Source organism: Chromatium okenii (assembly GCF_002958735.1).
Classification (GTDB): Bacteria; Pseudomonadota; Gammaproteobacteria; order Chromatiales; family Chromatiaceae; genus Chromatium; species Chromatium okenii_A.
Genome location: NZ_PPGH01000037.1, coordinates 320,909 through 334,311, shown reverse-complemented (window position 1 = coordinate 334,311; position 13,403 = coordinate 320,909). Strand labels below are relative to the sequence as shown.

Sequence of the window (13,403 nt, the reverse complement as noted above, 5' to 3'; positions counted from 1 at the left end):
GTCCGCAGAAATGTTCATGCCAAGTCTTGATCTGTTTTTTGAAACGCTTTTCGGGTCGCCCAAAGGTCTTGTTCGTATTGCTGTTTGCGTCCATCCAGCGTGTTTTCAACGCGCCGCCGTCGCTCAATCAATTTCTCTAACGACAAGCTGGCTTGGTGCATTTCCATCCACGCCGAACGCGCTTGTTCAACTTGTTTTTCTGCAATGACAAGGCGTCCTTCTTGCTGTTGTAATGCACCGCGCAGTTGCTGTTGTAATAGCGCAATTTGTTTAAGAATTCGCGCATCATTCGGCAAATTGGCATTGACATAATGGCTTTGATATTCCACCAGCAAATCGCGCTGATGTTCAATTCGCTGCAATTCTGCCAGTCGTCCACCCAGCGCAACTGCGCCTTCATTTTCCTGTGCTTTCCGAATCGTTAATAGGCGCTGAAAACGTTTAATGCTGCTACTACTCATGGCGTTAAGCGGCGATCTAAACCGCTGGGCATTGATAGCAAAGTAAATAAATCATTTCGTGATTGTTCAAAGCTGGCGGCATCAGTACGGTTTTGACTGAGATATGCTTCCAATCGCGGATTTATTGCGACTGCTTCATCTAATTGCGGATCGGAACCTTTGCGATATGCACCGACCGCAATTAAATCGCGGTTACGCGCATAGGTTGCCATTAAACTGCGAAACCGATAGGCAGCGCGTTGATGTTCTGGAGTGACGACCGCACTCATTACCCGCGATACGGATGCACTCACATCAATTGCAGGATAACGTCCCGTTTCAGCAATTTCCCGCGATAAGACGACGTGACCATCGAGAATAGCGCGAGCGGAATCAACAATTGGATCATTTTGATCGTCGCCTTCCGCTAATACGGTATAAAACGCGGTAATTGAACCGCCGCCGTGATCGCCATTGCCAGCGCGTTCTACTAATTGCGGCAGCCGCGCAAATACCGATGCGGAATAGCCTTTGGTTGCTGGTGGTTCACCAATTGCCATCGCAATTTCTCGCGCTCCCTGCGCAAAACGCGTTAATGAATCCATCAATAGCAATACATTCAAACCACGATCTCGAAAGTATTCGGCGATGGTGGTCGAAACCCAAGCGCCGTGTTGACGCAATAACGGCGATTGATCGGCGGGAACTGCGACCACAACCGTGCGTTTACGCGATTCGACATCGAGAATTTCGTGAATGAATTCATTTACTTCGCGCCCGCGTTCGCCAATCAGTCCGACGACAATCACATCCGCTGCGGTGTGTTTGGTCATCATGCCCAGCAATACGCTTTTGCCGACGCCGCTGCCGGCAAATAATCCGACCCGCTGCCCGCGTCCAATCGATAGCAACCCGTTGAGCGACCGAATTCCGACATCCAGCGCGGTTCTGACCGGAGCGCGTGTTAACGGATTGATCGGACGACCTTCAATCGGCACTTGCTCCTGAGTGCGCAGCGGCCCGCCGTCATCCAGCGGTTTGCCGAGTGCGTCGATCACGCGCCCCAGCAATTCGGGACCAACTGCGATGCGCCGACTCTGTTCCAACGGTTCGATGCGAGCGCCGGGAATCAAACCTTCCAATTTGCCTTCCGGCATCAAAAACGTCCGTTCACCCTGAAATCCCACCACTTCGGCAGCCATTTGCGTTCCGTGCACGGTGTGAATGGCAGCGCGTCCGCCGACGGGTAAACGAATGCCTTCAGCTTCCAGCGTCATTCCCACCATCCGCGATAAGCGACCTTCTGGCTGTGGATTGGGAATGTTTTCAATGCGTTGACGGGATTGCGCCAGCCGTTCGCGCAGACCCTGCGCCAATTGCCGCGAGCTTTCTTCCTGTAAATCTCGAATCAATTCGGTCATGGCGTCATCTCCGGCGGGGCAAGTTCGCCCCAAATGGCAGCGATGTTTTGTTGCAAACGGGTTTCTACGGTGGCGTCGATTCGGCTCGCGCCGCTTTCGACGATGCAGCCGCCGCGTTCGATGGTGGGGTTGGGCAGCCAAGTCATGGTTTCATCAGCGGTTTTGGCGTACACCTCCAAAATGACTTGATCGTCTGGATGCAGATGAATCCGCAGCGGATGATTGCGCGAGGGCAACTGCTTCAATGCTTCGCGCAGCACGGTGACGATCAATTCCGGGCGCTGTTGCAACTCTTCGAGAATCACTTGCCGCGCCAGCGTCGTCACCAACAGCAGCAATTCCGGCTCCAGCGCGTCCACCGAATCTGCCAGCGGATCAGACAGCGCGTGCGCGATATTTTCCAACGCCTGCACTGCGACTTTGAGCATTTCTTCCTGCTGATCACGCAATGCTAATTCGCGCTGCTCGCGGGCTTCTTCTTCCACTGCGGCACGTTGCAGTGCCAAGGCGTTACCAGCGTCATAGCCAGCTTGATAACCCGTTTGATAACCAGCTTCTTCGCCGGCAATCCGCGCAGCTTCTTGAATGGCAGTCACTTCTTCGGGCGTGGGCAACGGCATCACCGGCTCGGCAAAGTTCTCCACAGTGTTGTCATCATCATCCTCAACCATCGGCAGATTGACGGGGCTGACATCGGGCGGTTCCCAAAGTCTGGCGCTATTCGCTGCTGGTGAGGATGAACGGATCACAACATGGTTTCTCCACCTTTACCGCCGAGCACGATCTCGCCGCTTTCGGCCAAGCGCCGTGCCACTGCGAGGATTTCTTTCTGTGCCGCTTCAACATCGCTCAAGCGCACTGGACCTTTACTGTCGAGATCATCACGCAGTGCTTCGGCTGCGCGTTTGGACATGTTGCGGAACACCTTGTCTTTCAAATCTTCTTCGGCACCTTTCAATGCAACCACCAGCGTATCGGTGGATATTTCGCGCATCAGCGTTTGTAGACCGCGATCATCGACATCAATCAGGCTGGCGAATACAAACATCAATTCCTGAATCCGCGTGGCGATGCCTTCATCGACCTGCGAAATGCCTTCCATGACAATCGCTTCTTTCGATGAATCCATCAAATTCATAATGTTGGCAGCCATTTTGATTCCGCCAACCATTGACGATTTCGCAGTATTTTTACCGGAGAGCTGGCGCTCCAGCACTTCATCTAATTCCTGCAACGCAGCCGGTTGTACACCGTCTAACGTGGCAATGCGCAAAATCAAATCCGATTGCACCCGATCCGGCAAATACGACAGCGTTTCTGCGGATTGATCGGGATCGAGATGCGACAACACGATAGCGACGATTTGCGGATGTTCATTGCGAATCATTTCCGCAATAGCACGCGGATCAAGCCATTTGAGCGCCTCCAATCCTTTGGAATTGCGCCCCAGCAAAATCCGGTCAATCAAACCTTCCGCTTTATCTTCACCGAGTGCCTGCCGCAACACGCGCCGCACATAATCATCTGCGCCGATGCCAAATGACGTTTGATCGTGAATGAGATTCAGAAATTCTTGCAGCACATAACTGATGTCGTTGCGCGAAATGCGTTCCAGCGACGCCATCGCCGTGCCGATTTTTTGCACCTCTTTCGGTCCCATGTGGCGGAGGATTTCCGCTGCCGAGTTTTCGCCGAGCACCATCAAAAAGATCGCGGTGCGTTCAACGCCGGTAAAGCGGCTGGGATCGTTAACTTTTTTTGCTTCAGCCATTTTCTGCCATCCACAGTTTCATCACTTGCGCCACCCGTTTCGGGTCCTCATGCACCAGCTCGCGGATTGCTTCCAAATCCATCTGTTGCTGCTCGGCTTCTTTCGTAGTTGCTAACGCCAACTTCGCACCCGTTAATTCAGCATTCTTTTCGCTTAACTGCGCTGCCATTGCCGCGCCCTCCTCACTCAGCGCCAATCGTTCTTCATCGGTTAAATTTTCATCATATTCATCGGATTCAACTCCATCGCGCAAGGCGCGGCGTTGTTCATCATCCGGTCCGGTCAACTGCGCAACTGGCTCTGGTGCGGGCGGTGGCGGCATCAATTGTTTCAATGCTGGACGCACGACAGTCAGCAACACCAACAACGCCAAAATCATGCCACCGACGACCTTGACCAAATCCAAAAACCAGCTTTCCGACCAAAATGGCGTGGCATCTTCCACCAGCGTATCTGGCACAAATGACGCCGAGCTGACACTAAGTAAATCACCGCGCTTGTCGCTGAAACCAATTGCGCCGCGCACCAACGCCCGAATGTTTTCTAACTCTGCATCGGTACGCGCAACCCGCACCACTTCGCCTTTGTCATTCGTTTGATCTTGAAAATCAACCACAACTGCGGTCGATAAGCGCCGAATACCGCCCGGCTTTTCTTGAATCCGCGCCGTGCTGCGATCCACTTCGTAATTGCGCGTGGTTTGCTGATTGCGACTGCTGGGAATTTGCTGATTAGCTGCGCCAGCAGCCTGCTGATTACCCACTGCGCCACCAGCAGGAGGTTGATTGGTTAATGCGCCGGGAATACCACCAATGGCTGGATCAGCGCCAAGTTTTTCTTCTTCATTGCTTTGTTCGGAACGCACCGCAATCCGGTCTGGATCAAAGGATTCTTGAGTGCGTTCAATTTCAGAAAAATCCAATTCCGCAGCGACCTGTACGCGAACGCGATTGCGCCCAACGATAGGCGTCAATAGTGATTGCACTCGCTCGGCAAAACTCGTTTCAACCCGCTGCGTATAGTTTAGATGATCGAGCGAAAGACTGGTTTCTTTACCCTTATCGTTATTGGTCAATAGCCGCCCAGCTTGGTCAACAATGGTCACGCGCTCTGGCGTCAGTTCGGGAACGCTGGATGAAATGAGATGCACAATTGCGCCAACTTGTGCTTCGGTTAATTCATTGCCATTGCGCAAATGCACCACGACCGATGCGCTGGGTGGAGTGCGTTCACGAACAAACACCGAGCGTTCTGCTTGCGCTAAATGTACTCGCGCCAGCTCCACTGGTTCCAACGCGCAACTGAACGCGCCAATTCACCTTCCAATGCCCGCTGATAACGCGCTCCTTCAATTAAACGACTGCTGCCAAAATTAGAACTGTCTTGCAGCATTCAAAACCAATATCGGCTGATTTCGGCAAACCCTGACCGGCAAGCAATAAACGAGTTTCGGCAATTTTTTTGTGGAATTTCAATGCGTCCCGACAGCGTATCGACTTTGTAAGGCACTTTCATTGCCGTCAATGCTTCCATACCTGCGCGGCTTGCGTACTTTCAATTTGCATGAATAACGGCGCGTAGGTTGGACGCAGCGCCCAATACAAAATTGCGCCAGCAACCACCAATCCACCCGCAATAATGCTAATCAGCGCAATTTGCCGACCAATTGGCAATCCATTAAATGCACCATTCGCTCGGAAAGTGTCTGCGGCGCAGCGGGCGCTGGCGTATCCATCGGGGCAGTGATTGACGGTGACGAGTCCATGGCGAAATCCTGCGGTTATTCAGTGAATGCGGTCAATTCAAAGTTCAGACTTGCATATTCATGATTTCTTGATAGGCAGTCAGTAAACGGTTGCGCACTTGGTTAATTGCCTCGAATGAAATGCTGGCGCGATTCATAGCAAGCATGACCTGCGGCAAACTGACATTGTCGTCACCAAGTTCAAATTGGGTTTGTAATGTACTGGCTTGTTGTTGTTCGTTATTTACTGCGCGGACTGCATCTTTTAATTTGGATGCGAAATCTTCACCAGCGGACAGTTTGGCAAGTTCACCAACGGCATCAATTGAAGGAGTGTCTTCCACTGGATTTGATTGAAAGCGGCTCACCAGCGGCGCGACGAAGGACTGTATTTTCATGTCGCTCATGTGCTTATTCTCCAACGGGTGCGCAATGTAGCTCCGGTCAATGCCCGCGTGATCTCGATAAAGCGTCAAAATATCGAGCGCGCGGGTGACGGTTGCAGTGGAGAAAGCAAATCAATGCCGTTGCGGTTTTGACCACAGCATGCAAAAATAATACAATTGATTTCAGTGGGTTAAGCGAGGAGTCGCGCTAGATCGCGTGGAATTGTGCGTAAACGGCAACAGCTTGTTTTGATTTGGATTCTGCGTCGCGCCGGGTGTTCAAGCGCCAGCAGCAATGGTGATGAACGCGAAATCTGACGTTTTTTTGACGTTTGAGAAATCGGCTGGCAATGCGAACTCAATTCAGTCTGGCGAAAATCGCTCACTTCGGCAGCCGAGCCGTCACGGTCTAGCCCGAATTTGCGCATCCGTTCAACCAGCGTGGTGCGCCGCATTCCCAGCCGCCGCGCAGCGCGTGCCACCACTTGCCCGTTTTGTTCGAGTGCCGTGACGATCATGTCGCGCTCCAGCGCGTTGAGATAATCCCGCAGTTCCACGCCTTCCGGCAGCAATGTTGAGGCAGTGGTTATTTCTGCTGCGGGCGCAGTTCCCAGCGCCAATATCTCGGTTTCTGGCGGACGAAAGCGCGGCGGTAATTGCGCCAAATCCACCAGCATTTCGGGATACATGATTGCCAGTTGTTCCAGCAAATTAGCCAGTTCGCGGATGTTGCCCGGCCACGGATGACTTTCCAGATGCGCTAGCACTGCGGGCGTTAATTGGGCGGGAGTCACGCCTTGTTCGCGCAGTCGCGTTTCCAGAATTGCAATCAATAGCGGAATGTCGGTTTGGCGTTCGCGCAGCGACGGTATTTCAATCGGGAACACGTTGAGACGAAAGAATAAATCCTGCCGGAATACGCCTTCGTTGACGGCTTCTTCCAAATTGCGATGCGTGGCGGAAATGATGCGGGCGTTGGTTTGCAGCGGTTTATTCGAGCCGACGCGCTCAAAAGTGCGTTCCTGTAATACGCGCAGCAATTTGACCTGCATCGGCAGCGGCATATCGCCGATTTCATCCAGAAATAACACGCCGTCTTCCGCCAATTCAAAGCGCCCAGCGCGAGCAGTGAACGCGCCAGTAAATGCGCCTTTTTCATGCCCGAATAATTCGCTTTCCAATAAGTCGGCGGGGATTGCGCCGCAATTGATCGCAACAAACGGTTTGCCCTGCCGCGTTGATGCTGCATGAATGGCGCGAGCAACGACCTCTTTGCCGGAACCGGTTTCGCCGCGAATCAGCACCGTTGCATCGGTTTTGGCGACCTGCGCGATCAACCGTTTCACCGTCAACATCGCTGGATGACGTCCGACCAAATCCACGCCGCAATCCGCCTCGGCAGTCGCGGTCTCGGTGTGCAGCCAATGCAGAATTTGCAGTACCAAACTGGGTTGCAGTGGCGAACGCAGTTGCATCACTGAAGACGGCAGCGTCGCAATGGCAGCATCGGTTATTTGGTAAATCACTGGCGCGATAAAGGTCGCAGGCAATGCGGCTCGCCATGCCAACAGCGTCGTCGTCGGAGCGCATAACCACAGTGCGGAAAGATCATCGGCTGGCGCAGTCGGCAATTGCGCCAGCTCGCGCACGGCGCAGCCGAGAAATTCCAGAATATGGCGCGTTGCTGCGCCGGTGTTGGCATGACTGAATAAACCGATTGTGATCACCGCTGCCTGTCCTGTTGATGTGCGCATCGCATGATAAAACCTATAGGCGTTAAGTAGTTGGCTCAAATACTCCCCCATTTTACAAAGGCTCGAATACTCCCCCCTTTGTAAAAGGACTCGAATACTCCCCCTTTGCAAAAGGACTCGAATACTCCCCCTTTGCAAAAGGGGGGGCAGGGGGGATTTCTCTTCGATGCCTTCAAATCCCCCCTAACCCCCCTTTTACAAAGGGGGGAAATTTTTGCTGGTGGAGGCAAACGTTGAGGCCGTTGCGCGTATTAAATCAGAGTCTTGTAGATCGGATTGCAATCGTCGCCGCGCTACATCGCGCCGATGCAGCCGAAATACCCAGCGTTGCAACACTTCGCGCAAACCGTAATCCGGCGAATACCAAGTTGCGCCACAGTGTTGATCGCGTTGAATAAAAGGATTGAGTTCTAAAATCAGCGGCTGCGCCAGCCAATGACAGGGATAAATGGCGAGGCGCGTGCATTCAATCGGCAATACGCCAGCGGGAATCACGATGCCTTCACCGCTCAGTTTGATTTCCACGCAGCGCGGCACTTGATCGGCCAGCAGCGTCATCACCAAATCCATGAGCAAATCGAGTTTGAGTTCCAAGCGCGTCAATTCCGGCGGTGGCAGTTCCTCGTTAGAACGGCTGGACGAATCCGCTTCCAGTGCCGCAATCGCATCGAGCAGTCGCGCTGCCACATCGCCGCTGGTCGGCAACCGCTCACTTGCTGCGACTGGCAACTCTAGCGTCACTGCCAGCCCGTCTCCGAGTACATCTTGCCAGTTCGCCATCGTGATAACTCCGATTTTCTGAAGTGAATAAAACGCGCTTGATCCTAACCGATTTGCGACCCAGTGCACGATGCTTAACTCAGCAGGCTTGTCCGTAACAGGCAATGATATTTATCTCACAACGCACAAATAAAACGGTTGGTGCAGTATTTTGTTACGATGCGTTAATAAGGAATACGTTGCACTGTTTAATCTGCATCATTACACAGGTTTAATTTCATGTCCGCACTCACTGAATTACTTGATCATTATCGCAGCATTGCCCGCACTCAAAAGGAAAAAGGCACGTATTTTGAGGAATTGATTGTTTGTTATTTGCGCCATGAAGCGACCTATCAAGATTTATATGCTCAAGTGTGGCTGTATGCGGATTGGGCAGTCACGCAAGGAATAAGCGAGCAGGATACGGGAATTGATTTAGTTGCGCAAACTCGCGGAACCAATGAATTGCACGCGATCCAATGTAAGTTTTATGCGGCAGAGCATGTCGTGCAAAAAAACGATATTGATAGCTTTTTTACTGCTTCGGGTAAAACGGCATTTACGCATCGTATTATTGTCACGACTGCGTTGCAGTGGAGTCAACACGCAGAAGAAGCCTTGCGCGATCAACAGCCACCAGTCAATAAAATTGATTTGGCTGCGCTCGAAAATAGTCAGATTGATTGGCGGGAATATCATCCTAAAACCGCGCCGGTATTCAAACCGAAAAAAGTGATTCGTGAGCATCAGCAAGCGGCATTAATTGCGGTGCAAAGTGGATTGAATACTGCCGACCGTGGCAAGTTGATTATGGCGTGTGGCACGGGCAAAACCTTTGCGGCATTAAAAATTGCGGAGGCAATTGCTGGCGCTGGTGGGCGCGTGTTGTTTTTGGTTCCGAGTTTGAATTTGTTATCGCAGACTTTGACGGAATGGACACAAGAAAGCGCGATTGCGTTACATAGTTTTGCGGTGTGTTCGGATAGTGATGTCGGGAAAAAACGCGATAAAAATGCCGATCAAGTGCAAACGCTGGTGCATGAATTGCGTTATCCAGCAACTACGAATGCGCAGCGATTGGCAGCGGAAATGCTGAAGCGGCACGATGCAGAACATTTGACGGTGGTGTTTAGCACTTATCATTCAATTGAGGTGCTGCATCAGGCGCAAATCAATTGTCAATTGCCAGCGTTTGATTTAATTATTTGTGATGAAGCACATCGCACCACTGGCGCAGTGTTTGAGAATGCAGAAGAAAGTGCGTTTGTGCGGGTGCATGATGCTGCGTATTTACGCGCTACCAAGCGGTTGTATATGACGGCAACGCCGCGTATTTATGCGGATGTGGCAAAAGCAAAAGCAGAACAGGATAAAATCGCGCTCTGTTCAATGGATGATGAGGCGTTATATGGCAAAGAATTATTTGTATTAACCTTTTCCGAAGCAGTGTGGCGCAAGTTATTGGTGGATTATAAAGTGGTGGTTTTAACCATTGATGAAGCGCATGTGAGTCGGCGTATTCAGCAGTTATTAAAAGACCCGGATAATCAATTGAAAATGGATGATGCAGCAAAAATTATCGGCTGTTGGAAGGCGTTGGCAAAACAGGGATTTGCTGAAATAGAGGATGCTGCGCCAATGCAACGCGCAGTAGCGTTTTGTCAGGTGATTGAAAAAGCAACAGCGGTGAAAACGCATAAAATCAGCTCAAAACAAATTAAAGAGATGTTTCAGGCAGTGGTGGAAGCGTATCAGGCGCAGGAGCAATTGCCATTGGATACGGCAGCGCAATTGCGTTGTGAAGCAGAGCATGTTGACGGCACGATGAATGCGAGTGAAAAAGATGAAAAGTTGCAATGGTTGCGGAATACAGCGCCAGAACATACTTGTCGCATTTTAAGTAATGTGCGCTGTTTATCGGAAGGCGTGGATGTGCCGACTTTGGATGCAGTGTTATTTCTCTCGCCGCGCAATTCACAGGTGGATGTGGTGCAGGCAGTTGGGCGGGTGATGCGGATTGCGCCCGGTAAAGAACGCGGTTATGTGATTTTGCCGGTGGTGATTCCGGCGGGAATGGAACCGCATGAAGCCTTAAATGATAATAAAACCTATGCAGTGGTTTGGCAGGTATTGCAGGCGCTGCGTTCGCATGATGATCATTTTGATGCGTTTGTGAATAAGTTGGAATTCATTGGGCGCGATTCTAAAAAGATGGAAGTGGTGGCGATTACCGATAAAATTGGTAAAAAAAGTGCCGCAGGAAAGAAGAAAAAACCCAAGACTGGACGCGATGATTTTACGATTGGAACGCCGGAAAAGCCGCAGTTAACCGCTGAAGATCAGGGTGAATTGCAGTTTGAAATTGGCGAAGTAGAGCGGGCGATTTATGCCAAGTTGGTGGAGAAATGCGGCAATCGGCATCATTGGGAGGAGTGGGCAAATGATATTGCGAAAATTGCGAATAGGCATATTGAGCGCATCACCAGTATTTTAGCCAATCCGCTCAATACGGCAGAGCAAACGGCGTTTGCGGCATTTACGCGGGAATTGCGGGCGAATGTGAATGATAGTTTGAGCGATGGCGAAATTATTGAAATGTTGGCGCAGCATTTGGTGACAGAGCCGGTATTTGCGGCGTTATTTGCGGATTATGCGTTTGCACAACACAATCCGATGTCAAAGGCAATGCAGGCGATTTTGACGCAATTGCATGAGCATCATTTGGAAAAAGAAACCGATACGCTGCAAGCGTTTTATGACAGTGTGAAAATGCGGGCAGCAGGAATTGATAATGCTGCGGGCAAGCAAAAAATCATCGTTGAATTGTATGATAAGTTTTTCCGCAATGCGTTTCCGAAATTGACCGAGCGGCTGGGTATTGTGTATACGCCGGTTGAGGTGGTGGATTTCATTTTGCACAGTGTCAATCATTTATTACAAACTGAATTTAATTTGTCGCTGGGCAGCGCGGGTGTGCACATTCTTGATCCGTTTACTGGAACCGGAACCTTTATCACGCGCTTATTGCACAGTGGTTTGATTAGTCCAGAGCAATTGCCGTTCAAATATCAATACGAAATTCACGCCAATGAAATTGTGCTGTTGGCGTATTATATCGCGGCAATCAACATTGAATCCAGTTATCACAGTTTAGTCGGCGGCAATTATCAACCGTTTGGCGGGATTTGTTTAACCGATACGTTCCAGCTTTATGAAAAAGGTGATTTATTGGATGAACTGCTGGCTGAAAATAGTTCGCGGCGACACAAGCAAAAACAGTTACCAGTGCGGGTGATTATTGGCAATCCGCCATATTCCGCCGGACAAGCCAGCGCCAATGATAACAATGCCAATTTGCGCTACGCAGGTTTGGATGAACGTATCCGCACCACCTATGCCGAACGCTCAACAGCAACATTAAAAAATTCGCTTTATGATAGTTATATCCGCGCTATTCGCTGGGCATCAGATCGGATTGGTGACAGCGGAATTATTGGTTTTGTAACGAATGCCGGTTGGTTAGAAGCAAATACGGCGGACGGTTTACGGCAGTGTTTAGCAGAAGAATTTAGCAGCATTTATATTTTTCATTTACGCGGTAATCAACGCACGTCTGGAGAATTATCGCGCAAAGAAGGTGGCAAAATTTTTGGCAGCGGCAGCCGTGCGCCAATTGCAATCTCGTTGTTAGTTAAAAATCCGAATGCGGCACAGCACGGGCAGATTTATTTTCACGACATTGGCGATTATTTAAGCCGTGAGGATAAGTTAGACAAAATCAACGCTTTTGTGAGCATTGCGGGAATTACTAAAAGCGATGGCTGGCAAGCAATCACACCGGATCAGCACGGCGACTGGCTGAATCAACGCAATGATAATTTTTCTGATTTTATCGTGCTGGGAAATAAAAAAAGCGACGGGATTAAATTGTTTGAAAACTACTCAAATGGAGTAAAAACAAATCGGGATGCGTGGGTTTACAACTTTTCTTGTAACAGTTTATTAAAAACTGTAGAAAATATGATTGCTTATTATAATTCTGAGATTGAAAGATACAAAACAGCCTGCGCCGGAAAAGTAAAAAAAGATTATCCTGATGTCGAGAAATTTGTTGATTTTACGTCAAGCAGATTGAGCTGGACTCGTGAAGTAAAACAGGATTTAGGAAACCATAAATCACGGCAAGTAATAAAATCTGGGTTTGTATTTTCACTGTATCGACCTTATTCTAAAAGTTGGATGTATTTTAACGAGCATTTTAATAACTGCGTTTATCAAATGCCCCGCATTTTTCCTGATGCAACGGCGGAAAATGTGGTGATTATGATTACAGCAAAAGGAGCTAAATCTTTTTCATGTGTCATTGCTAACGTTATTCCTGATTTGAATTCAATGGAAGCGGGTGCTCAATGTTTCCCGCTCTATTTATACGATGAGCCAGCACCAGCAACGAGTGACGCCAGTTTATTTGCAATGGAATCAACCCGCACGCGCCGCGATGCAATTACTGACGCGGGGTTAAACCATTTCCAAACGGCTTATCCTGATGAAATAATCAATAAAGAAGACCTGTTTTATTATATTTATGGTCTGCTGCATTCGCCGGAATATCGCACCAGTTATGCCGACAATTTGAGCAAAGAATTACCGCGCATTCCGCGAGTGAAAACTGCTGCGATTTCTGGGCATTAGCAATGTCGCGCTGGCGGCAATTAGCCGCGCTGCATCTCAATTATGAAACCGTCGCGCTGTATCCGCTCACCATTGAAACCAGCGCCATTGACTGCGGCTGATTATCGCGTCACCAAAATGAAATACGGCAAGCGCGGAAAAGAGAAAGATTTAACCACCGTGATTTATAATGATTTCATCACACTGCGCGACATTCCGCTGGCAGCGTATGAATACGTTGTCAATGGCAAACCAGCATTGGATTGGGTGATGGAGCGGCAATGCGTCAAAACCGACAAAGACAGCGGCATTGTCAACGACGCAAATGATTGGGCAAATGAAACGATGAATAACCCGCGCTATTCATTAGAATTATTTCAGCGCGTGGTCACAGTGAGTTTAGAAACGCTGGCGATTGTAAAGGGGCTGCCGATATTGGAAAGTTTATAACCGC

At 49.9% G+C, this 13,403-nt stretch carries 6 protein-coding genes and 3 pseudogenes; 1 reads left to right on the top strand and 8 read right to left on the bottom strand.

What is annotated here, in order from left to right; genetic code table 11:
• Positions 1–14: 14 nt before the first annotated feature.
• The 8 genes and pseudogenes from CXB77_RS13380 to CXB77_RS13345 form a co-directional block, all read right to left on the bottom strand.
• Positions 15–461 carry a flagellar export protein FliJ gene (locus CXB77_RS13380; RefSeq protein ID WP_105074298.1) on the bottom strand — a complete coding sequence of 149 codons (447 nt, stop codon included), beginning with the start codon at positions 459–461 and terminating at the stop codon, positions 15–17.
• Positions 458–1,861, bottom strand: coding sequence for a flagellar protein export ATPase FliI (gene fliI, locus CXB77_RS13375; protein ID WP_105074297.1), 1,404 nt, complete (start codon positions 1,859–1,861; stop codon positions 458–460). Before fliI ends, CXB77_RS13380 begins: the two co-directional genes overlap by 4 nt.
• Positions 1,858–2,610 carry a FliH/SctL family protein gene (locus CXB77_RS13370; protein WP_242445711.1) on the bottom strand — a complete coding sequence of 251 codons (753 nt, stop codon included), beginning with the start codon at positions 2,608–2,610 and terminating at the stop codon, positions 1,858–1,860. Before CXB77_RS13370 ends, fliI begins: the two co-directional genes overlap by 4 nt.
• Positions 2,607–3,632, bottom strand: coding sequence for a flagellar motor switch protein FliG (gene fliG, locus CXB77_RS13365; protein WP_105074295.1), 1,026 nt, complete (start codon positions 3,630–3,632; stop codon positions 2,607–2,609). The genes CXB77_RS13370 and fliG overlap by 4 nt, the downstream gene beginning before the upstream one ends.
• A pseudogene (gene fliF / locus CXB77_RS13360) lies at positions 3,625–5,305 on the bottom strand (flagellar basal-body MS-ring/collar protein FliF). The gene fliG and the pseudogene fliF overlap by 8 nt, the downstream one beginning before the upstream one ends.
• Before the next feature lie 136 nt (positions 5,306–5,441).
• Positions 5,442–5,783 carry a flagellar hook-basal body complex protein FliE gene (gene fliE / locus CXB77_RS13355; protein WP_105074765.1) on the bottom strand — a complete coding sequence of 114 codons (342 nt, stop codon included), beginning with the start codon at positions 5,781–5,783 and terminating at the stop codon, positions 5,442–5,444.
• Between the two features lie 383 nt (positions 5,784–6,166).
• Positions 6,167–7,516 (bottom strand): annotated as a pseudogene (locus CXB77_RS13350) (sigma-54 interaction domain-containing protein); the annotation flags it as partial.
• 195 nt (positions 7,517–7,711) lie between these two features.
• Positions 7,712–8,296, bottom strand: coding sequence for a PilZ domain-containing protein (locus CXB77_RS13345; RefSeq protein WP_242445710.1), 585 nt, complete (start codon positions 8,294–8,296; stop codon positions 7,712–7,714).
• A gap of 219 nt (positions 8,297–8,515) precedes the next feature.
• Between CXB77_RS13345 and CXB77_RS13340 the strand changes: the two are divergent.
• Positions 8,516–13,399, top strand: a pseudogene (locus CXB77_RS13340) (DEAD/DEAH box helicase).
• Positions 13,400–13,403 lie beyond the last annotated feature (4 nt).

What these genes read in the sequence shown, in the direction of transcription:
- fliG (WP_105074295.1), bottom strand. Translation starts at nt 3,632, where the DNA reads ATGGCTGAAGCAAAAAAAGTTAACGATCCCAGCCGCTTTACCGGCGTT.
- fliI (WP_105074297.1), bottom strand. Translation starts at nt 1,861, where the DNA reads ATGACCGAATTGATTCGAGATTTACAGGAAGAAAGCTCGCGGCAATTG.
- CXB77_RS13345 (WP_242445710.1), bottom strand. Translation starts at nt 8,296, where the DNA reads ATGGCGAACTGGCAAGATGTACTCGGAGACGGGCTGGCAGTGACGCTA.
- CXB77_RS13380 (WP_105074298.1), bottom strand. Translation starts at nt 461, where the DNA reads ATGAGTAGTAGCAGCATTAAACGTTTTCAGCGCCTATTAACGATTCGG.
- fliE (WP_105074765.1), bottom strand. Translation starts at nt 5,783, where the DNA reads ATGAGCGACATGAAAATACAGTCCTTCGTCGCGCCGCTGGTGAGCCGC.